The following is a 26,187-nucleotide window of genomic DNA, read 5'->3' on the forward strand; positions in this document are numbered from 1 at the left end:
TCCTTGGGAGGGAAGTCGCAAGACTTTCCTCCTTTCTGTTTTTTCTTGCGTCAAAGCAGCTTTGCAAATCAGCTTTATTGCTTTGCTGAGTGATATTATGACGCGTCCTTCCATGATATGCACAGCAGTTCATTGTGCAAATGCGACATGCGAGCGTGATGTACGGCTGTTGCTTTGGTGTCTGATGTTGTTGATGAAGGGATATAAATCAGCCTCTGCTCAGAACTTACGCTCTGTGGCAGAGGCCGACTATATGGGTATTATGTGTTAGCGATTGCTTATTTTGCAGTGATGGTAACAACCTGTCCGGGTTGCGTCATGATGTCGTATTCATAGACCGAAGGAATGTTTGCATCTACCCCATCGTCTATGCGTTTAGCCACAATGGGCTTTGCAATGACCGCAGGGGCATAGAGCATGTTTGGACATTGTCCCTTTGCTTTGCGTAGTTTCTTGCCTTTCAACGGCACAGCCGAACGCAGACGGAGCGTTCCGCCGATAGTAGAATGGATGGTAGCCTGTGTCAACTGATGGTTGTTCCATGTCATATCCACTTCAAATCCGCCTCGTGCACAAAGTCCGTTGATGCTTCCTTTCGTCCAATCATCGGGTAGGGCAGGCAAGAGATGCACCGCACCATCATGGCTCTGAATAAGCATTTCTGCCACACCAGCCGTTACACCGAAGTTTCCGTCAATTTGGAACGGCGGATGTGCATCGAAGAGGTTAGGGTAGGTGCGACCTTCCGGATACTGTGCCGCCAGTTTATCAGAAGGCAAAAGGTGCAACATATTGCGTATAATACGAAATGCATGATTGCCATCGAGCATACGTGCCCAGAAGTTAACTTTCCATCCCAGGCTCCATCCTGTAGCCATATCGCCACGCTGATGCAGTGTGTTGGCAGCCGCACGGAACAGTTCTGGATGAGAGAAAGGCGATATCTGGTTTGAGGGATAAAGTCCGTAGAGGTGCGAGATATGTCTGTGCTCGTTGTGAGGGTCGTCAGCATCGATGAGCCATTCCTGTAGTTGTGCATATCGTCCGACGTGCATTGGAGGTAGCAAGTCCCTCATTTTCTTCATTTCCTGACGTAGCGGCTCGTCTATTGCGAGCACTTCAGAGGCCTGAATTGCATTCGACAGTGCATCGAAAGCAATCTGATTGTCCATGGTGCAACCAGCAGTTACCGCCGTATGCTTGCCTGTTGGTCCCTGTTCCGGGCTTACCGACGGCACAGCAACACGCCATGTTGTTCCCGGCATGGGTTGCAGATAGTCGAGATAGAACTCCGCTGCGCCCTTAATCACCGGATACCATTGCTTCAAAAAGTCCTTGTTGCCCGTGTAGAGATAGTGTTGCCAGAGATGTGTGGTGAGCCATGCCCCACCGTTGGGAAACATTCCCCATTGTGCTCCGTCTATTGGTCCTGCTATGCGCCAAATATCCGTATTGTGGTGAGCCATCCATCCTCGACATCCATACATCTGTTTTGCCGTTGTCGTGCCCGTGACGCTGAGGTCTTTGATCAGTGAGAACAGTGGTCCCACGGTGCTGCGTAGATTGGTCACCTCCGCCGGCCAGTAGTTCATTTCCGTATTGATATTGATGGTATATTTCGAGTCCCACGGTGCATGGGTATTATCGTTCCATACGCCCTGAAGGTTAGCAGCCTGTCCTCCCTCCTGCGATGATGCGATCAGGAGGTATCTGCCATAGTGGAACATGAGAGCCACCATTGCCATATCCTTGCTTTCTGCAAAGTGAAGCAGTCGTTGATCTGTGGGCAGCAAAGCGTTGCTGTCAGCATCGAGTGTGAGCTTCACGTTGCCAAACTGCCTTTTCCATTCCTTTTCGTGTTGTTCCAAGAGTTGGTTATAGGTGAGTGCTTCTGCAGCATTGAGCCATTCGTTATTGCGCTTTGCAGCGTTTCCCGATACATCGTGATAGTTGACGAAATTGGTAGCCGCGCTCAACAGCATGGTTACCTCCGATGCTTTTTCCACGTGTAAAGCATTCGCAGTGTTGCAACTGTCGTTCAAACATTTCTCCACGACCTTTCCATCGGTTCGAATCTCAGCCACACATTCAGCGGTGAGCGCTGCGTCAATGCCTTCCTGCTTGCATCCTTTCACGCTCATTGTAATCTGTTTGCCGTCAGCCTTTGTTGTATAGTCAAATGGTGCATCGAGTGTGGCTGTCATGTTGATAGCTCCTTTCCGATCCGCCGTCAGTCTTACCACGAGCACCTTGCTTGTCATTGAGGCAAACACGGTGCGTGTATAGTTCACGCCGTCAATCTTGAAATGTGTTTCCGCCACCGCACGGTCCAGTTGCAGATTGCGCTGATAGTCGGTAGCCTTACCGTTTCCGTCCATTTTCATCCGCAGATGTCCCATCGGCAGAAATCTCATACCGTGTGGTCCAACGATGAAGTCTTGGTTGATGAGCTTTGCAGCCTCCTCCTCTTTGCCGTTGAAAATGAGGTTGCGCACCTCCGTCAAGCGCCCCAGCGACCTTGTGCTGTTGTTTTGGTGAGGGCCGCCGCTCCAGAACGTCTCTTCGTTGAGTTGTATAGTCTCGTTGGTTGTACCTCCATAGACCATAGCGCCCAAGTGTGAATTGCCCACTGGCAATGCTTCAAGCCATTGCGTAGCCGGCCGATCGTACCATAGTTGCATAAGTTCACGGCGGTCGTCGCGTGCTGAAACAGCCACCGCCACGACCGCCATGATAATCAGTGATAATGTTTTCTTCATATTTTTTTAATTTGTAGTATTTCGCATTGTTTCCACCTCATCGCCTTCTGCGAGTGGTGATGGTGAGCGTCTTTCCGCCCTCTTTCACCTCTTGGTTGCCTATTGCTGCGCCCACTCGGATAGTCGCTGTACCGTTTTTCAGTTTTCTATCCGCCAGTATCGTCGCCGTATAGCGTATTCCGGCATTGGGCGAAATGCGCTCCACGTGGAGGTTTGGCGATATGTGGATGTGCTTATTGTTGCTCTCGTCGATGACGAATGGTTGCACGTCATATACCGTTTCGTTGCTACAGTTCATGATTTCAAACTGTATGGTGCACTCATCTCCGGCACATACCACCTCATCCATTCCCGCATAGCTGATGCGTATTTTTCGTATGTCGAGTGTCGGCTCCGCTTTCGGTTGGTAGCTGTCCGTCTGCGGCATCTCCTTTGGTCCCTGTCCATCGAAGTCGATTACATCGTTGTTGCCTGTTGTATCCACGCTGTATGCGCTGTCGTCGTTAGGTTGCATGGGCTCACACCGAGGGTCGTAAACATCGGCATCGGCCTGTTGCTGCCGTCTGTTCTCCATTTCCTCCTTGTCGTCAGCCGCCTGTCCAACTGCAGCACCGATAGCAGCCCCGCCCGCCATGCCTATCACGGTTCCGATGTCGCTGCCTCTCGGTCCTCCGATAATGCCACCGATGGCAGAACCGAGGATCGTTCCAAACTGTGCTCCCACATAGGTTCCTACCGCAGCGTTGTTAGAGCAACTGCTCATCATGATAGTTGCTACTATGATTGCGAAAACTGTCTTTTTCATACTGTTACGTGTTATGATCTATTGTTTTTCGCAGGCAAAGTTAACAAATTTCTGTCAGATAGCAAGAAAAAATCCCCATCATTGCATAGGGGAATCCCTAATTCTGTAGCAATGATGGGGTCAGCTGTTACCCTGATGTATTATTTCATGAGGTGCTTAGCAGCGAGCACCAAGAACATATAGTCAGACGATCCGCCTCCCAACACATATTCTGTTTGCTGCCAGAGGTATGGAAATTCCAGCAGTTCGGGGAAGTCTGGGCGTATGATGGCTGTGCCCGAAACCACGCCACCCGGCACGTAAGACCAGTCAGCGCGTGTAGTTCCGTAGGCCACGGTAGCCGACTTTGCACCCACACCCGATGCAAACGATGCCGTGTTGGAGCCCGGATGACATCCCAATATAAAGTCGAGTGCACTGTAAACCGGCTGTGGTTCGAACAGTTCGGGATAGTATTTTGTGAGATAGTAGTATTTCACACCGAAACTCTGAATACCCCATCCTGCTCCCCAGATGCTTGGTTCGTAGGGCACACCGTATGGAGTTTTCGCTGCTTCGTTCTTCATTTGTTCCACACAGGCAGGTAGTGCTTTGCGGAATGTTGCAGCAAAGCGACGTTCCTGCTTGTCGCCTTGTTGTTCCCACTGTCGTGCGAGTCGTGCCAGAATCGGTGCGTTTCTACCGATGTTCTTGATCACTGCCGCCTGATTTCGCAGGATGTAGTTGCGATAAACAGCATCACCAGTGGTCAGATAGAGTTCCACGGCAGCGTGCAGTTTAGCCCCAGCCACTGGTTCTTCGCGTGCAAAGAGTGCGCGTGCCATTTCCAGACACTGTGCCGCCAAGGTATCGTTATGCAGTTTCAGCACTCGTGTGGCACCCGCCAGATGTGCAGCTGTAGTCAGGTCGCGCATTGGATTGTCCTCGGTATATACCCATCTGTCGTCATCGTTGCCTTTGATACCATCGGTCATGGCGGCAGCATCGCCCAGCATGGCATATTGCCTGAGGTCGTGACTGATGATGCCACGGTAGGGGCGGCCCAGTGCGCGATATGCTGCACATACCGACAATGCACCGTGTTCTATCTGTTGCAGGATGTCGTTCTTACCGTCAGCTTGGTGAATCTCCGTCAGATGCTGCTGTTGATCGATGGTCGTCACATCTATTTCAGGCTTAAACTGCTCGTATATCATCGCCAGATTGTAGGCTTCGCCAATCTGCGACTCGATGCGAAGGTCCAGGTCGCCAGCATCGTGCCATCCGCCCATAGCCAGTCCATCCACCTCTTCTTCCTCAGCAAAAGGAGACAGTCCCGGTTTCTGATCATAGCCATCTATACCGTTTTCGTTGCGTGCCATGCGTGCATCGTCCATGTGACATCTGTCGTGCCAAACGCGATATTTCTCGTTGACCCTCATGTGACACATCTGATTAGGCAAGAAATATTCTATCACCGGTTGCCATACACCACGGTCAAACACGGTATCGTCGATTCTAAATACCGACGACTGCACATTGCGATAGCGTATCTTGTAGAGTCCCGGAGTGACAATGTCAGAGAAATCGAGACGTGCATACTGGTAGCGCAGAAAATTTCCCCACTTGTTGAGTGGCATGGTGCGTACCACTTTCTCGCCTTCCGCGCCAATGTATATGAGTTCGGCAGCGCCCTCTGCACCGTCTCGGCTGTCCATTTCCACAACCGCCACCTTCTGTTGGTGAGTGAGATATCCCACCTGTGAGGTTTGTATCACGGGTTGGTAGCGCCATCCTTTCACCACAGTAGGTGTGATAATCCATTTGATAGCCCCTTTGGTTTTGCCCGCAGGAATCTCCGATCGTAACACAAACCAACCGTTGTTATGGTTCATGCGACCGTCGTAGAGCTTCAAATCTGCTGTCATGCTCTCTATCGTCACCTTATTGTAGTTGTCGTCAGGACGCGACACAAAGCGCCTGCCGACGCAGTATGGCTCGGCAATGATGTCGTCGGCAATGATAGGATTGTAGCCCTTATCGGTGCGCGTCAGGCGCTTGAAGTCAATGATCGATTTGCCTTTTTGGTGGAAATCGCCCGTGCGCAGATAGTTGGGTGTGGTTGTAGCGAGCGGAGAGTTCGGTTGCCGTGGGAAAATGCCCGATTGACTGTCCATCAGCCAAGGCTTTCCGAAGAGCGCCCCTGGATAGAATTCAAGGTTGAATCCCACTTTGCCCAACCATTCCTCTGGTATCGGACGATCTAAATCCACGGTTACTTCCACGTGGTTCCCCACAGCCTCAGTTGTTACCGTGTAGCGCAATTGCAGGTCGGGATATATCATCGGGTTGAAGCCCGTGAGGTGTCTTGACGAGTCTGGATAAGCCAGTTCAGCCACGATGGTGTTGCCTTTCGCCTCGCGTCGCAGTTGTTTCGGCACCGGTTGCCATTGTCCTGGAGTAGCTTCCATACGTATATCGCCGTTTGTTGCCACTCTGTTTCCGTTCATCAGGATAGACACTCCGCCTTGATGTCCCTCTGGATAGAAGTCGTAGAATGCCATTACATCGACTCCTTCACACTGGAAGTATCCACCTTCAGTCAGTTTAAAATCTTGTGCTTGAATACCAATGGCATATGCCAATGCGACAATCGTCGGTACGAAACTTCCGACATTAGTTTTGAATAGATGCTTAAAATTCTTCATAGTGAGTAGGTTGTTCTATTGTGCTTGAAAGTAGTAGTATTGGACATGATCTGCGCTATTGCGCACCATCTTTAGTTATTTCGTTGCAAAGATACGCTTTTTCTATCAACTCCACAAGTATTTGAGGTTAAGTTACCATTCATTTGAAACATGATAAAAAAGGTTTGAAACAATAGTGCATGTCTCATGCTTTATTTCTTCACACTGTCCTTATGTCATTCATGTATGTTGTATGGTAGAGTGGTTGACGTTGCATACTTTGCCCTGCAATGCCATCTTTCTGTCTTGTCGATATTCTCTTTTTCAGCAAATCAAATTGATTTGCAGACCAAATCAAATTGATTTGCTAACCAAAATAAATTGATTTGCTGACCAAAGTAAATTGTTTTGCTGAGTAAACTCATTGAAATTGCAGCGTAAATTGATATTTGCAGCTCACAAATGCTTGATACATAGACAGCTTTCGGATTATGGCAAATCATCGTGAAAAGCATCCTTTTCACAGCGGCGCAATAGTACTTCGCTTGACGCACATCGTGATGTGGCGTAAAACCAAACATGCCCACCTTTGGTGAAAGGTGGGCATGAGTGTAGAGTATGCAGTGGAATTAAAATTCCAGAATCATCGTCTGACGTGGGCGGAGCTTCACATTCTTGTTGAGCGATACATGTCTGCCAGTGGTCACATCGGTGGCTTTGACCGTCTCGCCTATGATTTCAGCATAGCGCTTAACGTCGAGCTCGGCAGCTTCGCGCTTACCGTTGATCACGGTCATCACGCTCTTGCCCTTATACTGACGGGCTACGACATAGACACCCTTGTAGGTGATGAACTGAGTCTGACTGCCTTTGGTAATCACTTCGTTGCCCTTGCGCCAGTGGAGCAAGTTGCTAATCCAGCGGAACATATCGTTTTCCGCCTTTGTTCTACCTTCGGCAGTAAACGCGTTGTGCTTGTCTGAAGCCCATCCGCCAGGAAAATCCTGACGCACATAACCATCGGTAACAGTCTTCGTGCCGTTCATCATCACCTCGGTGCCATAGTAAAGTTGCGGTATGCGATTGATGGTAAGCAGCAGCGCCAATGCCTGTTTCAGTGCAACGGAATCTTTTCCCTCGCCCAAGAAACGGTCGGTATCGTGGTTTTCCACAAAAGCCATCACGCTTTTTGGATTTGGATAGAGGTAGTCGTAACACAACACATTATAGATGCGGTTCATGCCGTTCCACCATTCGTCGGTATCTTCGTTCTTCGCCTGATTGATGCGATCGAAGAAAGCAAAGTCCATCACAGTAGGCAGATAACTGTTCTTCTCAGACAACTTGCTATCTTTCTGCCATGCAGCTGTATAGGCAGGCTCGGTAACCCATGTTTCACCCACGGTGTTGAAATTAGGATATTCCTCGCCAAGCACTTTCATCCAGTGTGCCATAGCATCACGGTCAGCATAAGGATAGGTATCCATACGTATGCCATCAATGCCTACGGTCTCTATCCACCACTCGCTGTTTTGGATGAGATAACGTATCACATGGGTGTTGCGCTGGTTGAGGTCGGGCATAGAAGGCACGAACCATCCATCCACAGTCTCGTGCAGATCCACCTTGCTGGCGTATGGGTCGATCACTGGCGTCAGTTTATAACTGGTCTGGAGATACTTGTCGTTCACCTTAGCCACACCATCCATGGTGCCTATGTTCTTCTGATGCTCCGCAGTTTGATTTTCTGGAGCAAGCCATTCCGATGTGTTGAACCAGTCTTTCGATGGCATGTCAGCCACCCAAGGATGGAAATATCCGCAGTGGTTGAATATCATGTCCATCACAATCTTCAGTCCTTTGCTGTGGGCTTCATCTGCCAAACGACGGTAGTCAGCGTTGGTGCCGAAGCGTGGATCTACGCGATAGTAGTCCGTAGTGGCATAGCCATGATAGCTACTGCTCTTTCCGTCGCTGGGACTGTCATTTTCCAAAACCGGTGTAAACCACAGTGCTGTGACACCCAGTTCGGTGAAATAGTCGAGGTGTTGACGGATGCCTTCCAAGTCACCACCGTGGCGCAGACTGGGTGCCTGACGGTCGATGGTCTTATCGCGCATGGTCTTATAGGCATTGTTGTTGGGGTTTCCATTTGCAAAACGGTCGGGCATCAGCATGTACAGTACGTCGGCATTGGTGAATCCCATGCGGCGTTCGCCCGCCATTTCGCGGTTTTTCAACAGATATTTCACCTTCTTCTGCTGTTTGCCCACCTTGAAGTTGAGAGTCATCTCTCCTGCCTGTGCATCTTTCAGATTGAGATAAACCAGCAAGTAGTTGGGCGAGTCGAGTCGTATCAACGAGTCGATAGCCACACCGGGATAGTCGGTAGTGACGTTAGCCTCGCGGATATTGGGTCCATAGACCATCAGTTGCAGTGTTGCATCCTTCATGCCCACATACCAATCGGTGGGGTCTATGCGGTCTATCTTTACCGCAGCCGAAGCGGAAATCATGCTCATAAGCATCAAAAAGGATAAGAAAATTTGTTTTATTTCGATTGTCTCTTAGTTAAATTAGGTGTAGTTATTGACGGTAGAGAATCAGTGCCGACTGACCATCGACGGTAGTTTTACCACCGCTGACGGGCATGCCGATGTCTGCTTCACTAATCACTCCATTGCAGCAAGCCACGCGGTATTCACCTTCGGGAATATCGACAGTCTTGGTGTCGCGGTTGCCGTTTAGCACCACGATGATGTCTTTCCAGGTGTCAATGCCTTCCAGATCTTTCAACTGGAATGCAATGAGACAGTCCGAGGCGGTTAGGAATTGCAGATGGCGCACCACGCTTTCAGCCTTAGCGAGGCGGAAAGCAGGATGATTCTTACGCAGTTGTATTAGGTTGCGATAGTATTCAAACACCTGAGGATACTGCTTCAGGTTGTCCCAGTTGAACTCAATGATGCTGTCTGACGATGGCACCACGCTGACCATTGACACCTACGGCCTTGGCAAAAGTGCCGGGACACTCGCCGCGACCGATGTCGAAAGTGTAGAACTTGCCGTTGAGGTCGCCTTTCACTGTGGCTTCCCAGCGGTCGGTGCCTACGGCGCGCATCGTCACAGTCTTGATGGGCTTGCCACCCTGACCGTTCTGATAGATACGCACTTTGGGCATAGCGGGTGCGTTGAGGTGGAATACGGTCTGTGTTTTATCATAGACCATCTCGTTGAAACGTCCCTGTGCATGGACCACCGGTGTGATTAGTGTGACCATCAGTGCAGATAGAATATATTTTCCATTCATATTGATTGCTTCAATAGGGGATTATTTAGCCATCAGCGAAATAGCAAAACCACCGCCACGTGCCTCTTTGATCTTCAGCACATCGCCACGTTTCACAGTCTTGTGGATAATCTGATAGGCTTTGGGATTACGCTCATAGTCGGCATCCTTACCATCCTGATAGATGGCGCAATCGTACTTACGACCCTTATCGAGGAAGTCCAGACGTACTACGGCGGTGCGTGCTTCGGCATCGGTCTTACCGCCAACAAACCAGTTGTCGGTGCCTTTGGCCTTGCGGGCTACGGTAATATACTTGGCAGGCTCTGCCTCAAGATACTTAGAGTCGTCCCAGTCGCAAGCTACGTCGCGGATAAACTGGAAGGCATCATCGTATTTCTCGTAGTGTTCGGGCAGGTCGGCAGCCATTTGCAATGGACTGTACATCACAAGATAGAGTGAGAGCTGACCGCAAAGGGTGGTGTGTACGAAACTTGTGTTACTGCTCCATTCAGAGAGTTTGGTTTCGAAAATACCGGGAGTGTAGTCCATCGGACCGCCTTGCAAACGGGTGAAGGGCAGCATCACAGTATGGTAGGGCACACTACCGCCAAAGGCTTCATACTCGGTGCCGCGTGCACTCTCGTTGCCTACAAGGTTAGGCCATGTGCGGCAGATACCTGTAGGACGTGTGGCTTCATGGGCATTGACCATGATATGATGCTTGGCAGCAGTCTCTATCACACGCTGGTAGTGGTTGTTGGTGAGTTGGCTGTAGTGGTATTCGCCACGTGGGATGATGTCGCCCACATAACCGGTTTTCACTGCATCATAACCATATTTGTTCATCAACTCAAAGGCTTTCTCCATGTGGCGCTCGTAGTTGAGAGTGGAAGCTGAGGTCTCGTGGTGCATCATCAATTTCACGCCTTTCGAGTGAGCATACTCGTTGAGGGCCTTGATGTCGAAGTCGGGATATGGAGTGACAAAGTCAAAGACATCCAATTTCTGATGGCCGAACCAGTCCTCCCAGCCTTCGTTCCATCCTTCCACAAGTACTTCCTGAAGTCCGTTCTTGGCTGCAAAGTCGATATAGCGCTTCACTTCTTCGTTTGTAGCACCGTGTGTACCGTTGGGCTTGCACTTCTTATAGTCCGTTTGACCTAAGCGTACTGATGGAAGATCGTTGGTATAGCTCCATGTTTTAGTACCCACAATCATGTTCCACCATACTCCGCAGTATTTTGTGGGGTGAATCCATGAGGTGTCTTCTATCTTGCAAGGTTCGTTGAGGTTGAGCGTCAGCTTGCATGACAGCATGTCGCGGGCATCGTCGCTGACGAGGATGGTGCGCCACGGTGTGTTGAATGGAGTGTGGATGAATCCTTTGCGACCTACAGCATCAGGGGTGAGCCATGATTCAAAGACGAGGTTTTTATCGTCCAAATTCAGGTGCATCGTGGGATAATCAAGACATGCTGCTTCGTGGATGTTGATATACAGACCGTCGGCAGTCTTCAGTTGGAGCGATGTCTGAACACCGGTGTCCGAGAATACTGTGGTCGATGAATTGTTCTTATAGCTTTCGCGATTCTTGGCAATGACCTCGCGAATGCCGGTAAGTGGAGTAATCTGGTATTCATACTCCTGTGTGTCGTAGTCGCCAGGAATCCAGTAAACAGTGTGGTTGCCCGTCATGGCAAACTGAGTGTGCTCTTCTTCTATCACAAAATAGTTGAGCTGATTCTGTTGGGGAAACTCATAACGCAGTCCCATGCCGTAGTCATAGACCCGGAAACGAATGGTCATGTCGCGACCAGATGTGGGCTGGTTGAGGCATACCGCCATTTCGTTGTAGTGGTTGCGGATAGTGGCTGTCTCTCCCCAAACGGGGCGCCATGTCTCGTCGAAAGTTGAGGTTTGGGTGTCCTTCACTTTGAAACCTTCCATGAGGTCGGTTTCATTCATACCTTTCGACGCATGTTTGTCGCAGGCAAGAGCCAGTCCAAGGTGTGAGGGATTAATCACTTTCTTGCCTTTATACGACATCTCATAGGTCGGTTGACCTTGTTCTGTCAGCGAGAAGGTCAGTGTGACATTGCCATTGGGTGATGTCACAGTCTGCGCAGCTACCATCATGGGCAGCAGCGCAAGTACAGTCATTATTGTTTTCAGCATGTGGATTGTTATTTTATGAATATTGTCTCTCGGTTGTGATGAGGAGCTTTACGACCTGCCAGTCTGTCGGATAAGGGTGCTGATGGTGTCGGTCAGCTTGCTGTCGGCCATCAAATCCTCAATGTTGAGATGCATGCGGTAGCGCCAATAGTGTTTCGGATTGGCTGGAATATTGATGCGCTCGGCATCGGCATCGGGTAGGCGGAGACGTTCATCCATAGCCAACCAGTCCTGAATGCTTAGGATGCAGAGCATGGACGGGCATGCCAAATGACGTGCGATGATGTCTTCTGCCAACCATCCGGGGAGTGGATGGGGAGCACCGCCGTCGCGATAGAGCATCGTGTTGTAGTAGTCTTGAGTGCGGTTGTAATCTTCGTCCCACCACTGGCGAAGGGTCGGCATGTCGTGACTTGATATGGTGCAGACCGAACGGTAGGGATTGCTGCTGAGATGACCAAAGCGCACTGTGGGCGACTTGGGCATGCTTTGCAGTTCCAGACTGAGTATCTTCAACTCGTTCATCACCCAGGGCACGCAGTCGGGCACCATACCCAAATCTTCTGCGCATACCAACATGCGGGTGGCTTGTACCAACTTAGGCAGTTTCTTCATTGCCTCGCGATACCAGAACTGGTTGTTGCGGCGATAGAAGTAGTCGTTGTAGAGTCGGTTGAAAGCTGCCTTATCGTTGTCGTAGAGTGATTCATAGATGAAGTCGAGCTGGGCGGAAATGCGTGGATGGAACATGTTGGGATCGCGGCGGTCGCGAACAAAGAGTACGTCGCTTACCAAGGCATATAGTCCATCGCGTAACCAAAGGTCTTCCTGACAGGTTGTCTTTGCAAAGCGTGCTTCTATCTTGCGCTGTGTATCTACCTCGGCTTTCATGCGGTAACGCTCGCCATCGATGCGTTCGAGATAGGTTTGGCGAACCTCATCAGCACGATCGTGGAAGATTCGGTCCAATACCCAGTCGGTAATGAAAGGTTCGGTGAAGCGTTGCTCTTGGAAGTTGAAACCATACTGTGCTATCTCTTCGCGGCTCATGGCCTGCGAAGGAGAGAACTGTCCGAGAAGTCCGTGAACGCTGTCGGTGGGGATTTCCCAAATGCGGAAGAATCCTAAGACGTGGTCGATACGGTAGGCATCGAAGAACTGTGACATATTTTGGAAACGACGAACCCACCATTGGCAGTCGTCTTTCAGCATTTCATCCCAGTTGTAGGTAGGGAATCCCCAGTTTTGACCGTTCACCGAGAAGTCGTCGGGTGGTGCACCGGCCTGTCCGTTGAGGTTGAAATATTTGGGTTCCATCCATACATCGCAACTGTAACGGTTGACGCCGATGGGGATATCGCCCTTGAGAATGACACCTTTCTGCTTGGCATAGTCGTGCGCTGCTTTCATCTGTGATGACAAAACGAACTGCACGAAATAGTAGAAGGCTACCTCCTCGTAGGCTTTAGTACGAGAGTTTGATAAGTTTTGGCGGTCATCCTCATTCCATGTGTTGTGGTCTTTCCATTGAGTAAAATCGGCTGTACCATACTTATCTCTCAGATATGAATACTGAGCGTATGGTATGAGCCAATTCTGAGTCTTCTGGAAGAATGCCTTAAATTCGGCACTCTTCATCGTCTTTTTACCTTCTTGAAGATAGAGTTTCTGCAAATATGCTAATTTAAATCTGTTTACTGCTTCGTAATCAATCTGTGGCAAAGCGTTCAAACGCTGGCGCTCTGCCTCGGAAGACTTGCGATCTGCCTCATCTGCCAATGCGGGTAAAGCGCGAAGATCGGCATACTGAGGATGGATGGCAAAGATGCTGATGCAACTGTAGGGATAGGAGTCGGTCCAGGTGTGCGTAATGGTTGTGTCGTTGATGGGCAACAACTGCAATACGCGCTGACCAGTCTTGACTACCAAGTCTATCATCATCTTCAAATCGCCGAAATCACCAACACCCGCACTGCTCTTGCTTCTCAGCGAGAATACGGGTATCAATGTGCCTGCCAGTTTGTGATTGTAAATCTCGAAAAATGCCTGATCGAGATGATATACCACTGCTTGGCCCTTCGACATGGTGGGCAGACTGATGCTACGGTTGTAGCCACATTCCCATAGTTGGATGCTGCCTGAAGCGTCGGTGATGACGAACTTCAGTTCTACAGGACCGTTGTGCAAGGGTGCTGCATCAATGTCAATTGCCCATTCACCATAGTTATGGAGGGTCATGGGGAGTGACTTCTCAGGATTCCAACCGCCCAATGAGGGAGCAGAACCTATTACTGCCAATCGCTCGCCATTGCGCAACTGTGGTGCACGAACGGTGATCCGCACTGTTTGGGCGAAAGAGGTAGCCTTCATCTGTTGAGGCTCCTGGTGGTTGATGCAGTCTGTAAAGGCGCTACTGTATAGATATGAGTCATCGGGCATACTGTTCCATCGGTCGTAGATGGTATATTCAGTAGCCGTGGTGCTGGTCATGTCCAACAGGTGTCTTACCATCTGCCATTCGTAACGGTCGCCGTTGCTGCCGCCAGACACCTTATAATAATAGGTGAGGGTAGTGGCTTTGCTCTGTGCTAAATCGCAGTACCAATCTGTGCCGTTGATGGTTGTCATGCGGTACGACTTCACCTCATGGCCTTCTATGATGTTCAGCGATACTTCTTCGCCGAAGTTTGTATTGTATTCAATATGGAAATGTAGAGTCATATTTATATGAGTTATTGGGTTTCTCGGTGCGAAAGTAAGAAAAAAAACTGTACCTTCTGGTGCTCCAATCAAACTATTTTTATCTTAAGACGTGCAAACGTTTGCATTACTTACGCTCCCTTTTTGTCTATCAAAGACACAAAAACGGCACCACGTCTTGTCGCTGAGACTACCAACTATCGGTTGTACGAGGGTTCCCATCAATGGTGGGAGAATCCAGAATTAACTCAAATCGTGGGGGTCTGCTCCTAAAGTGGCAAAAATACGCGAGATATTTGCGCTTTGCAGGGCGTAGGCAATCTGTACGCCGAAGAATCCAAAACTCAAATTCCAGAGTTTCCAGAATGAAAGATCAGGTTTTTGTGTCATTGTTATTATTGTTTTTTTTTGTTTAACGTATGAATGAATGTTTTGTGTCGTATGGTATCATGTTGCTTGCCGTATATTATAATATGCTATGTTAGCGTGTCGTACCTCTGATAACCAGTCGGGTACGAACTACACGCAGTTCTACTTCGTCCTTGGGAATACTGCCTTCCACTTGTCCTATTAGAATGTTGGCAGCCTCTTCGCCTACGGCAATACCGCGCTGCTCTACTGTTGTCAGCATTGGATCGCTGGCTTTGGCACGGTCACTATTGGTAAATCCGCAGATACTGATGTCAGTAGGAATGCGGAATCCCATGTGCTTGGCGGTATAGAGTATGCCGATAGCCGTGTCATCGTTGATGGCAAAGAATGCATCGGGTCTTTCGCCTTCTGGTAATGATAGAATCTCTGGTGTAATAGCCTCGGCTTGTGCGCGGTTGTCACATAGTTTAACGAAGCCTTCATGTTCTTTCAAACCATGTTTTGCCAAGGCATCGTGATAGCCGTTATAGCGGTTCTTCGACAGTTCGAGATTCATGGGAGAACCATAGAAAGCAATGCGTTTGCAGCCGGTATCTATCAGATGGGTCACGGCTGTATATGCTCCCATATAGTCATCTACCACAACTCGTGAACCATTCACACCTGTACAGATGCGGTCGTAAAATACCAAAGGTACGCCATTGTCCATCAGTTTGCGGAAATGGTCATATTGCTTGGTGTCCTTGGCTTGTGACACAATGATGCCACACACCTTATTCTTATAGAAGGAGTCGCAGATAGCCACTTCCTTATCATAGCGCTCGTTGCTTTGTGCCACCATTACACGGTAGCCGCGTGCACGTGCTTCTTCCTCAATGCCCGAAAGTACTGACATGAAATAGTAATGCACAAACTCAGGAACAATTACTCCTATCACCTTCATGGGCTGTATCCTACTGTGACGCAGGGCTTCACCAATGACATTAGGATAGAAGTTGCGCTCCTTTGCGTAGGCTTGGATGCGTTTTTTTTGCGATGCGCTAATGCGTGGACTGTCCTTCAAGGCACGGCTCACGGTAGCTACGGAAACGCCCAATTCGCGGGCGATATCCTTCATTGTTATAGGTATTTTATCACTCATGGTTTTCAGTTGTTGGCACAAAAGTACTTATTATTTTTGAAAACAAAGGTGATTTTTGACGTAAATCAATAAAATCAGATGCAAACGTTAGCATTAAAAAACATCGGATTTGACCTGAAATACTTTTGCCAAACATCTGAAACTCCTTGTCAAACTATGATCTCCAAATACGATCAGTTTCATTTCTATGCGATATTTATTGCTTTTGATGGAGAAACAGCAGCACCACAGATACGCTTATGGCCATGTTGTGGTCGAAGTGTGGTCGAAATTCCATGATTTGAGCATTCGACCACAGCGTAAGATCCTAACAGATAGGATATTGCAAATATCTGTGGTCGTGTGGTCGAAATTTCTTAAAAACTAAATTAACTATGCGCGAGAGTATGGCTGCTTATTCGTCATGACTTCTCATCACTAAACCGATGGCAACTGGGTGTTCGAATATTCCTGTGTTTTTAGAATCGAACACCGATATAATGTGCAGTAATACACGAAGTTATTTCAATGTGGTGTTCGATGTTCGATCTGAAACAAAAAACTAATTCGCGTGCGCACGTGTGCGCACGCGATACATTATTATCTGATTTCAGATGAAGAGATGCTACGCATCTGAGGTACTCACGTTCGAAAATACTCAAATAAATTTGGCATTTTCTTCACTTAATCGTACCTTTGGTCTTACAGACCTTAGGTACTCACGTTCGAGAATCCAAAAGAAAAAACGAGTTTTCTTTTGTATTCTTCTCACTTAATCGTACCTTTGGTCTTACAGACCTTAGGTACTCACGTTCAAAAATGCTCAAATAAATTTGGCATTTTCTTCACTTAATCGTACCTTTGTAATCAAATAAACGTACTACAATGAGCACAGTACCACAGCAATGGAATCAGTTTTATCTGAAAGACGTATCGTTTGTCAACCTCATGACACGACGCATCTTCAATGTACTTATAGTTGCCAACCCCTATGACGCCTTTATGTTGGAGGACGATGGCAGAGTGGATGAGAAACTCTTCGACGAGTATATGGAACTCGGCATGCGCTATCCACCATCGTTCAGTCAGGTGTCAACCACCGAAGAGGCAGAGCAAGTGCTTAAAACTACCGATGTCGATCTGGTGATATGTATGCCAGGTAATGCCGACAACGATGCCTTTGCTGTGGCGCGTGACGTGAAACGCATGGCACCACAGATTCCCTGTGTGGTGCTGACACCATTCTCACACGGTATCACCAAACGTATAGAAAACGAGGATATGTCTATCTTCGACTATGTGTTCTGCTGGTTGGGAAACACCAACCTCATACTCTCTATCATCAAACTGATAGAAGACCGGATGAATATCGAGCACGATATCAACGAGGCTGGCGTGCAGATGATACTCCTCGTAGAGGACAATATACGTTTCTACTCTTCTGTATTGCCCAACCTCTACAACTATATTCTGGCACAGAGCAAGCGCTTTTCTACCGAAGCGCTCAATCCACATGCTGCAGCACAGCGCAAACGAGGACGCCCCAAAGTGGTGCTTGCCACCAACTACGAGGATGCGATGCGCATCTATGAGAAGTATCATGAAAATACCTTGGGCGTCATCAGCGATACCCGATTCCCCATGCATACCCCACACGGACAGTTGGCACAGGTGCAGGATGGCGATGCTGAGGCTGGACTGAAACTGTTGCGCGAGATACGCAAGCGCGATGAATATGTGCCACTCATTCTGCAAAGTAGCGAAAGCGAAAACCGCGCAAAGGCAGAAGCCGAGGGCTTTGACTTCATCGACAAGAACAGTAAGAAGATGAATGTTGACCTGCGACAGGTGATAGAAGAACACATGGGATTCGGCGACTTCATCTTCCGCGATCCGCAAACCCATGAAGAGGTGTGTCGTGTGCGATCGCTGAAGGAACTGCAAGACAATATCTTCAAGATTCCCAACGACTCGATGCTCTACCATATATCGCGCAACCACATGAGCCGCTGGCTCTGTGCAAGAGCCATCTTCCCCGTATCGGCATTCCTCAAACATGTCACCTGGCACAAGCTACAGGATGTCGATGCCCACAGACAGATTATCTTCGATGCCATCGTGCAGTATCGACACATGAAGAATATCGGCGTGGTGGCAGTATTCGACCGTCTGAAATTTGACACCTACAGCCACTTTGCACGCATTGGAGAAGGTTCGCTCGGAGGAAAAGGCCGTGGCCTGGCATTCCTTGACAACATCATCAAGCGCCATCCCGAACTCAACCAGTATCCTAATGCGCGAGTCATGATACCGAAGACCGTTGTGCTCTGCACCGACTACTTCGACCAGTTTATGGATAAGAACAATCTCTGGGGCATAGCCCTCAGCGATGCCAGCGATGACGAGATACTCCATCACTTCCTCAAAGCACAGTTGCCCGATGCACTCATTGCCGACTTCTTCACTTTCTTCGATGCGGTCAAGTCGCCAATTGCTGTGCGCTCGTCGTCGCTGCTGGAGGACTCCCATTATCAGCCCTTTGCCGGTATCTACAGCACCTATATGATTCCTTATCTCGACGATAAGTATGAGATGCTCCGTATGTTGGCATGTGCTATCAAAGGCGTGTATGCATCGGTCTATTATAAAGATTCGAAAGCCTATATGACGGCTACTTCCAATGTGATCGACCAAGAGAAAATGGCTGTCATACTACAGGAAGTGGTGGGCAAGACCTATGGCGATAAATACTATCCGACCTTTAGCGGTGTGCTCCGATCACTCAACTATTACCCGATAGGCGATGAGACTGCCGAGGAAGGTATTGCTTCGCTCGCCCTTGGGCTCGGTAAATATATTGTTGATGGAGGGCAGACGTTGCGCGTTTCGCCCTATCATCCCAATCAGGTGTTGCAAACCTCAGAGATGGAAACGGCACTCCGTGAGACCCAGACACGCTTCTATGCACTCGATATGAGTAGGGTGGGCGATGATTTCCAAGTGGATGATGGCTTCAATATCAAGAATCTGAGAGTGAAAGAAGCCGATAAGGATGGGGCGCTCACCGGTATTGCTTCCACCTTCGATCCCTACGATCAAGTGATTCGCGACGGCATCTACGAAGGTGGACGAAAGATTATTTCCTTCTGTGGCGTACTCCAACACGGGGTGTTCCCACTGCCAGAAATATTGCAGATGTCGGAGCGCTTCGGTGCCGACGAAATGCGCCGCCCGGTGGAAATAGAGTTTGCTTGCAATCTGGAGAATGGCGAACAAGGCAAGATGAACGGCAATTTCTATCTGTTGCAGATACGACCTATTGTCGATTCCAAGCAGGTGCTCGATGCCGACCTCGATGTCATCAGCGATGAGAAATGCTTGTTGCGATCTGCCAACTCGTTGGGACACGGTATTTCGGAAGATGTCACCGATGTGGTATATGTCAAGACCAGCGATGATTTTACGGCTTCAGAAAATCCGTATATCGCCGACGAGATAGAACAAATCAACAGACGATTCCTCAACGAGGGACGCAACTACGTACTGGTAGGACCGGGACGATGGGGATCAAGCGACTATTGGTTGGGCATTCCCGTCAAGTGGCCACACATCTCTGCAGCACGCGTTATCGTGGAAGAGGGACTCAAAAACTATCATGTCGATCCCTCGCAAGGCACTCACTTCTTTCAGAATCTCACCTCCTTTGGCGTGGGTTACTTCACCATCAATACCTATACGGGCGATGGCCTATTTCAGAAAGAGGTGCTCGACAGTATGCCTGCCGTGGAAGAGACACCACATGTGCGCCATGTGCGCTTCGACAAGCCGTTGAAAATCATGATGGACGGCAAGAAGCAGAAGGGTGTTATACTTCTGCCCGATGCCGAACAGTAAACGAAAATAGGTTGTGGGAAGGGGTGCCCGACTTTACTGTCCGCCCAAACGCGAGAAGTATTCTATCACCTCTTCCCATGTCTTGAAGGTGTCGCTGCCGTATTCCAATAGCGTGGCCATGGTGTCGGGAGTTTTCTCGCGAGCTATCAGATAGTCGCCATAGAGCAGATGGCGCTGGTTGGTGAATACGGTGTGACCCCAGGCAGGAACACCCACATACTGCGTCAGCCAGTCGGTAGTGACGGCATACTCGGCAGCATCGCTACTGGGCGATGGTGCTACGAAATACACCTGATAGTGCTCAATGAGCATGCTGATAGCTTTTGCCATCGAACTCGTTGGTTTGTTGTAACTGTCGGCAAGAGTCTCAGCACCTATATATATAATAGGTCGTTCGCGTTGCTCCTGGCTGTCGTCAATCCAACGGATGACCGGCAGCACGGAGTGCATAAACGATTTGTCGTTCATGCGGTGCTCACCATGGAAATGCAATGCCTGGCGATAGTGATCATGGAAGTCGGCATAACCATCAACTGTTGTGTCTTCATCGCCAAACAGTCCATAGACCAGCGATTGCTCATCGTCGGTCACTCCCTCAAAACAGTGTTCACAGAAGTCTTTATACTCTTTAGCCAATGCCTTGGTCACGATAAACTCCTGCACTCCGTCCTGTCGGGGGTTCTGAAAAGTCTGTGCCCCGATCATGCCATGACTCTTCATCGTGTCGCCCATCTGTAGGGCTGGGTTTACACAGATGCGAGCATAGCCATAGAGACGCTCGGCATACATGCCACCCATCGATGTGCCGATAATCAGATGAGGCTGCTCCTTCTGGCAGATGTCCTGTAGCAAGGCGATGGCTTCATCGGGATGCAAAGGCAGATCGGGTGCAATCACATGGGCGTTGGGCATCACTTCGCGAAGGCGTGCCACAGTGCCCGACTGTCCGCTTGAAGCAAAGCCATGAACATAGAGTACGGTCTTTCCCGACATCAGTTCGGGATATTGTTGTATGTAAGGATTTTCCATTGAAGTGAAATTTTTTGCAAAGTTACTGATTATTTGCGAAATATTTCGTAACTTTGAACCCAAATATGACTAATAAATCGTAACATGAGAAAAGTATTTCTACTATTGATGACATGGGTGGCTGCTATGACCGTTTCTGCTCAGCCCCTGCGCAACCCTATCATTCCAGGTTATCATCCCGACCCAAGTATCTGTCGTGTCAATAGCGACTTCTATCTCGTCAACTCTTCATTTCAATATTTTCCAGGTGTACCCATCTTCCATTCCACTGATTTGGTCAATTGGAAGCAGATTGGCAATGTGCTCGACCGTTCCTCACAACTGAATCTGAAGGGTGCGTCGTCATGGTTGGGCATCTATGCACCTACCATTCGCTACCATGAAGGTGTGTATTATATGATCACCACCAATGTGGGTAATGGCGGCAACTTCATGGTAACAGCCAAAGATCCAAAGGGGCCATGGAGCGAACCGATATGGCTTGAGCAGCAAGGCATCGATCCATCGCTGTGGTTTGAAGATGGCAAATGCTATATGATGTCTAATCCCGACAATACCATCATGCTCTGTGAGATAGACCCTGCAACGGGCAAACAACTCACCGAGAGCCGCCCACTGTGGCAAGGCACTGGTGGACGCTATCCCGAAGGACCGCACATCTATAAGAAAGATGGCTATTACTACCTGCTCATCTCTGAGGGTGGCACCGAATTGGCACACCGTCTGACCATAGCACGCAGCAAAGATATCTATGGTCCCTACGAGTCGAATCCCGCCAATCCGATTCTCACCAACTGCAACATGAAGGGACAGACGATGCAAATACAAGGCACCGGACATGGCGATTTCGTTCAGGCTGCCGACGGAAGTTGGTGGATTACCTTCTTGGCATACCGCAATTTCGGCGGTTCATACCATCATCTGGGCAGAGAAACCTATCTTGCACCCGTTGAATGGAAGAAGGGTGAATGGCCTGTGGTCAATGGTGGTAACCCTATCGATACACTCATGCAGGTGCCGGCGCTCTTTGGCACACTTGCCGACAGCGTGAAGAGTCAGCATGACATCAATCCCAAAGACCCACAATGGGTGTATATCCAGAATCCCATCGCCGACAACTATCGCTTTGCCAAAGGTGGTGTCACACTGAAAGCGTCAGCCAGTACGCTGACGGAGAACAGTCAGCCGACATTCATCGGACGCCGACAGGAAAGCAACACCATGGTTATGGAGACCGAGATTGATGTGGCTTCGCTGGATAAAGGATGTGAGGCTGGCATCACGGTCTATCAGATCCATGACGGACACTTCGACCTTGCACTCGTCAAAGACGACAAGGGTGGGGTGGAAGTACAAGCTGCCTATACCATCAAGACACTCCATCAGGCGCAGAAGGCAATGCTGGCAAAAGCCAAGAAGGTGCGTTTGCGTATCACTGCCGTTGCCGACCACTATGTGTTTGAATATGCTGCCGACGGTGCACCGTTCACAACGCTGTCCCGTCAGGCCTGTTTGTTGGTCAGCACCGAAGTGGTGGGTGGCTTCACCGGAGTTGTCGTTGGCATGTATGCCCAAGGCAAAGGCGCTGCCTGTTTCAATTATTTTGACTATATAGAAAACTAATCATCAACAAATATATTCACTAAACACGTAACACGATGAAGAAGTACTTAGCAGAAATGGTAGGCACATTCGTGCTGACCTTCTTAGGCTGCGGTGCAGCAGTTAGTTTGAATTGTGGTGTCGATACGGCATCAGTAGTGGGAACGGCTATGGCTTTCGGTATCTCGGTCATTGCCATGGCATATACCATCGGCGGCATTTCCGGTTGCCACATCAATCCTGCTATTACGCTGGGTGTATTCCTCAGTGGACGCATGAATGGCAAGGATGCCGGCATGTATATGGTGTTTCAGACCATTGGAGCCATCATAGCTGCTGCAGTACTATCGCTTCTGGTATGGACCGACCCCAGTTTGGTGGAAGGTACGGCAACTGGCGCAAACGCATGTGCTTCCAATAATGTGTTCAACGGATTGTTGGCAGAGGTGTTGCTCACCTTCCTTTTCGTCCTCGTGGTGTTGGGTGCTACCAGCAAGACCAATGGTGCTACCAACAATTTTGCAGGTCTTGCCATCGGTTTGTCGCTCATCCTCATCCATCTCGTAGGTATTCACTATACCGGAACATCGGTGAATCCCGCTCGTTCCATCGGTCCTGCCCTCTTCCAAGGCGGTCAGGCATTGAGCCAACTCTGGGTTTTCATCGTCGGTCCGTTTGCCGGTGGCGCATTGGCAGCAGGGGTGTGGAAGATGATTGCACCCGATGGAAAATAAGTATATCGGCTCTGTAGCAACAGAAACAGTTTGATGCGGTCGTTCTGACTGTCATCCATCAATATGGCGTGGCTCCTGCAGAGGGAGTCACGCCATTGCTATGTTAAGCAATGTCAATGGCGCACAGTCATCATGGGGTGCTGTGTAAACAGAGTGAAAAGAAGTATAACAATACTTGCAAAACGATGGTGTTGGGCAGAATCTTTGTATTTTTGCCGATGAAATGGAAGCACAAACATATCATACAGGCATTGCCCTGACACTGCTCACACTACTGTTGGCAGTGGTGGAAAGTCATGCAGAAGAGGCTGACAGCTGTAGCCATCAGCGCCAACTGGTAGTGGTCGATATGGAAACGGGTGTTCCGCTGCGCAACGTGGAGGTATCTACCGACGACGGACAGCACATGCGCACACCGTGGAATGGTGTGTTCTGCCTGCGCAATGGTTATAAAAGAGTTGATCTGGCTTGCCCCAACTATCAGAGTCGCTATCTATTTCCCGACGAGGTGAAAGGCGACACCATCGGACTGTTGCCCAATCTTAATGCCCTGCGCGAAGTGATAGTCTATGGGCATCGGCGCGACAAAACGGCAGCCATCAATGCCCATCTCAACAAGGTGGATGCTCAGTTGATGCAGAAAATACCTGTCGGTTTTAATCCTTTGGCATTGGTGGGATGGGCCATCGGCAAGATAGTTGGTCCGAAGGGACCTTCCAAAGCTGAGCGCCAACGGCAGAAGCAGCAGGCTCTGCTCGATAATTATTAACCCACCTTCGGGTGTCTAAAGCGTAAAGTGCAGGTGGCGGATGGATATGAAGAATGGCAAAAAATGGAATGTGGATTTTGCAAAATGGCAATTGACCGACTGATATATATTAATAATGTGTAAAGATGAGCTACAAACGGATAACTTTTTGTTACCACATCTGACACTTTCAAATATTTTTTTCTACCTTTGCATCAGAATTTAACTAACATATATAAAAATATAAAAGAATATGGTAAATTACAAAGACCTCGGCCTCGTAAACACTCGTGAGATGTTTAAGCGTGCCGTTGCTGGCGGTTATGCTATCCCAGCATTCAATTTCAACACTATGGAGCAGATGCAGGCTATCGTACAGGCTGCTGTTGAAACAAAGTCTCCAGTTATCATGCAGGTTTCTAAAGGTGCACGTAACTATGCTAACGGAACTATCCTCCGCAACTTGGCTAAGGGTGCTGTAGAGTATGCAAAGGAACTCGGTTGTGAGCATCCTGAGATTGTGCTCCACCTCGACCACGGAGATACTTTCGAGCTCTGCAAGGATTGTATCGACAATGGCTTCTCTTCTGTAATGATCGACGGTTCATCACTGCCTTACGAGGAGAACGTTGCTTTGGCCAAGAAGGTTGTTGAATATGCACATCAGTTTGATGTAACTGTTGAGGCTGAGCTCGGCGTACTTGCTGGTGTTGAGGATGATGTAGTTGCTGCAGAGTCTCACTATACCAAGCCTGAGGAAGTTATCGACTTCGCTACACGTACTGGTTGCGATTCACTCGCTATCTCTATCGGTACTTCACACGGTGCTCACAAGTTTACTCCAGAGCAGTGCACGCTCGTGAACGGTGTGCTCGTTCCACCGCCACTCGCATTCGACGTACTCGCTGAGATCGAGAAGAAGCTCCCCGGATTCCCCATCGTTCTCCACGGTTCTTCATCAGTTCCTATGGAAGAGGTTAACACTATCAACAAGTACGGTGGTCACCTTGAGGCTGCTATCGGTATTCCTGAGGATCAGCTCCGTCAGGCTGCTAAGTCTGCTGTTTGCAAGATCAACATCGACTCAGACTCTCGTCTTGCCATGACTGCTGCTATCCGCAAGCACTTAGCTGAGCATCCTGGAGATTTCGATCCACGTCAGTATCTGAAGCCTGCTCGTGAGAACATGAAGAAGATGTACATCCACAAGATTGTGAATGTGCTCGGTTCTGATGGCAAACTGGCTCAGTGCTAAGTCTATTCATCGCGTAAGCGATAGATAACAATACTATAAATCACTCTGTTGTCCGATGGATGGCAGAGTGATTTTGTTGTTTTGTTAATGATTGTTCCTTTGCTGTTAACGATTGTGCTTTATGACATCAGTCTTCTATGGTGGTCGTTAAATTACAATAATACGCTGAGTTAAAAGATAATAAACCAATAGATATTGATGTAAAAAGATGTAATTTTGCGCTGTCGATGACATGTTGCATCGGTATATTTTTTAATAACAAATATATTAGCATTATGAAAAAGATTGGTATTATGATGTTGCTTTGCATGCTGGCGATAGGTGTGAAGGCACAGGAAGAGCGTTGTCCACTGCATTTTGAAGGTTCGTTCTATATGGGAGTATCTTCCAAAGATTTGACTTTTATGGGTGAAAACATTGATTTCGGCTATTCCCCCATCAACAGGTTGTCTATCCATGCATTGGCACACTCCGAATTCTTTATCCCCAAAATTGGTGCAATCATAGACAGCAACATTGCCGTTAACTTAGGAGGCGGTATCGGTTATCAGTTGCTCAACAACAAGAATTGGCGTATGGGAACACTCGAACTCCGAGGAACACTGACTACATCGTTGGGAAGTTCTAGTTCTACGTATAAGAATACTTCGTATGGTGTGGGACTGTATTTCTATAAACATTCCAATGCACAGCGCTTCCAACCAGTTATTGGTATAGGCTTTAATGTCAGAAACTTCCATGGTAATGTGCCAAACTTCTATGGCCCTTACGTATCGTTGGGCATTCGCTTCTGATGCTGTGATATTTGCGCTCTGTAATGCGCATTAGACCATGATAGGAGGTGGCTGTCGTCAGACAACGCCTCCTCTTTTATTTCTTCTTGTCTTAGGTACTGACGCTCGGAAAAACTCAAATAGATTTGGTTTTTCACTCACTTAATCGTACCTTTGACGTATTGCATCTTAGGTACTCACGTTCGAGAAAGCAAAAAGAAAACGAGTTTTCTTTTGTTTTCTTCTCACTTAATCGTACCTTT

At 48.7% G+C, this 26,187-nt stretch carries 17 protein-coding genes and 1 pseudogene; 7 read left to right on the forward strand and 11 right to left on the reverse strand.

Features of this window, described 5'->3' with window-relative positions:
* Window positions 1-97 precede the first annotated feature (97 nt).
* The gene (locus tag CIK96_RS13265; protein WP_158214858.1) at window positions 98-271 is read left to right on the forward strand and encodes a hypothetical protein; all 174 of its coding nucleotides are present in this window, start codon (window positions 98-100) and stop codon (window positions 269-271) included.
* Between the two features lie 7 nt (window positions 272-278).
* Here the strand turns inward: CIK96_RS13265 and CIK96_RS09870 are convergent, their stop codons facing one another.
* From CIK96_RS09870 to CIK96_RS09915, 10 genes and pseudogenes are all read right to left on the reverse strand, one after another.
* Window positions 279-2,759: a glycoside hydrolase N-terminal domain-containing protein gene (locus tag CIK96_RS09870; protein ID WP_094440483.1), complete on the reverse strand. Its 2,481-nt coding sequence runs from the start codon at window positions 2,757-2,759 to the stop codon at window positions 279-281.
* A gap of 37 nt (window positions 2,760-2,796) precedes the next feature.
* On the reverse strand, window positions 2,797-3,564 hold the full coding sequence (locus CIK96_RS09875) for a hypothetical protein (RefSeq protein WP_094440484.1): 768 nt from the start codon (window positions 3,562-3,564) through the stop codon (window positions 2,797-2,799).
* 140 nt (window positions 3,565-3,704) lie between these two features.
* Window positions 3,705-6,251: a glycoside hydrolase family 9 protein gene (locus CIK96_RS09880; RefSeq protein ID WP_094440485.1), complete on the reverse strand. Its 2,547-nt coding sequence runs from the start codon at window positions 6,249-6,251 to the stop codon at window positions 3,705-3,707.
* Between the two features lie 608 nt (window positions 6,252-6,859).
* Window positions 6,860-8,752 carry a glycoside hydrolase family 13 protein gene (locus CIK96_RS09885; RefSeq protein ID WP_371592624.1) on the reverse strand — a complete coding sequence of 631 codons (1,893 nt, stop codon included), beginning with the start codon at window positions 8,750-8,752 and terminating at the stop codon, window positions 6,860-6,862.
* A gap of 64 nt (window positions 8,753-8,816) precedes the next feature.
* Entirely contained in the window at window positions 8,817-9,227 is a 411-nt protein-coding gene (locus tag CIK96_RS09890) for an alpha-1,6-glucosidase domain-containing protein (RefSeq protein WP_094440487.1), read from the reverse strand.
* The gene (locus CIK96_RS09895; protein WP_094440488.1) at window positions 9,190-9,540 is read right to left on the reverse strand and encodes a hypothetical protein; all 351 of its coding nucleotides are present in this window, start codon (window positions 9,538-9,540) and stop codon (window positions 9,190-9,192) included. Before CIK96_RS09895 ends, CIK96_RS09890 begins: the two co-directional genes overlap by 38 nt.
* A gap of 21 nt (window positions 9,541-9,561) precedes the next feature.
* Window positions 9,562-11,697 carry a glycoside hydrolase family 97 protein gene (locus CIK96_RS09900; RefSeq protein ID WP_094440489.1) on the reverse strand — a complete coding sequence of 712 codons (2,136 nt, stop codon included), beginning with the start codon at window positions 11,695-11,697 and terminating at the stop codon, window positions 9,562-9,564.
* 48 nt (window positions 11,698-11,745) lie between these two features.
* Window positions 11,746-14,418, reverse strand: coding sequence for a 4-alpha-glucanotransferase (locus CIK96_RS09905; protein ID WP_094440490.1), 2,673 nt, complete (start codon window positions 14,416-14,418; stop codon window positions 11,746-11,748).
* A gap of 141 nt (window positions 14,419-14,559) precedes the next feature.
* Window positions 14,560-14,787: pseudogene (locus CIK96_RS09910) on the reverse strand (MFS transporter); the annotation flags it as partial.
* A 91-nt stretch (window positions 14,788-14,878) separates the two neighbouring features.
* Window positions 14,879-15,910: a LacI family DNA-binding transcriptional regulator gene (locus CIK96_RS09915; protein ID WP_094434408.1), complete on the reverse strand. Its 1,032-nt coding sequence runs from the start codon at window positions 15,908-15,910 to the stop codon at window positions 14,879-14,881.
* An 864-nt stretch (window positions 15,911-16,774) separates the two neighbouring features.
* On the opposite strand from CIK96_RS09915, the gene CIK96_RS09920 reads away from it, so the two are divergent.
* Window positions 16,775-19,783 (forward strand): PEP/pyruvate-binding domain-containing protein, encoded by a 3,009-nt coding sequence (locus CIK96_RS09920; RefSeq protein WP_094440491.1) that lies wholly within the window; start codon window positions 16,775-16,777, stop codon window positions 19,781-19,783.
* A 33-nt stretch (window positions 19,784-19,816) separates the two neighbouring features.
* Here the strand turns inward: CIK96_RS09920 and CIK96_RS09925 are convergent, their stop codons facing one another.
* Window positions 19,817-20,812: a YqiA/YcfP family alpha/beta fold hydrolase gene (locus CIK96_RS09925; protein ID WP_094440492.1), complete on the reverse strand. Its 996-nt coding sequence runs from the start codon at window positions 20,810-20,812 to the stop codon at window positions 19,817-19,819.
* 84 nt (window positions 20,813-20,896) lie between these two features.
* On the opposite strand from CIK96_RS09925, the gene CIK96_RS09930 reads away from it, so the two are divergent.
* The 5 genes from CIK96_RS09930 to CIK96_RS09950 all read left to right on the forward strand — a co-directional run bounded on the left by CIK96_RS09930 (window position 20,897) and on the right by CIK96_RS09950 (window position 25,945).
* Window positions 20,897-22,435, forward strand: coding sequence for a glycoside hydrolase family 43 protein (locus CIK96_RS09930; RefSeq protein ID WP_094440493.1), 1,539 nt, complete (start codon window positions 20,897-20,899; stop codon window positions 22,433-22,435).
* 35 nt (window positions 22,436-22,470) lie between these two features.
* A complete protein-coding gene (locus CIK96_RS09935; protein WP_094391188.1) occupies window positions 22,471-23,148 on the forward strand; it encodes an MIP/aquaporin family protein in 678 nt (225 codons plus the stop codon).
* A 223-nt stretch (window positions 23,149-23,371) separates the two neighbouring features.
* A complete protein-coding gene (locus tag CIK96_RS09940) occupies window positions 23,372-23,917 on the forward strand; it encodes a hypothetical protein (protein ID WP_094434418.1) in 546 nt (181 codons plus the stop codon).
* A 232-nt stretch (window positions 23,918-24,149) separates the two neighbouring features.
* Entirely contained in the window at window positions 24,150-25,151 is a 1,002-nt protein-coding gene (locus CIK96_RS09945) for a class II fructose-bisphosphate aldolase (RefSeq protein WP_094391190.1), read from the forward strand.
* A gap of 275 nt (window positions 25,152-25,426) precedes the next feature.
* Window positions 25,427-25,945 carry a hypothetical protein gene (locus tag CIK96_RS09950; protein ID WP_144007515.1) on the forward strand — a complete coding sequence of 173 codons (519 nt, stop codon included), beginning with the start codon at window positions 25,427-25,429 and terminating at the stop codon, window positions 25,943-25,945.
* Window positions 25,946-26,187: the final 242 nt, after the last annotated feature.

It is taken from the genome of Prevotella sp. P4-98 (assembly GCF_002251405.1).
Classification (GTDB): domain Bacteria; phylum Bacteroidota; class Bacteroidia; order Bacteroidales; family Bacteroidaceae; genus Prevotella.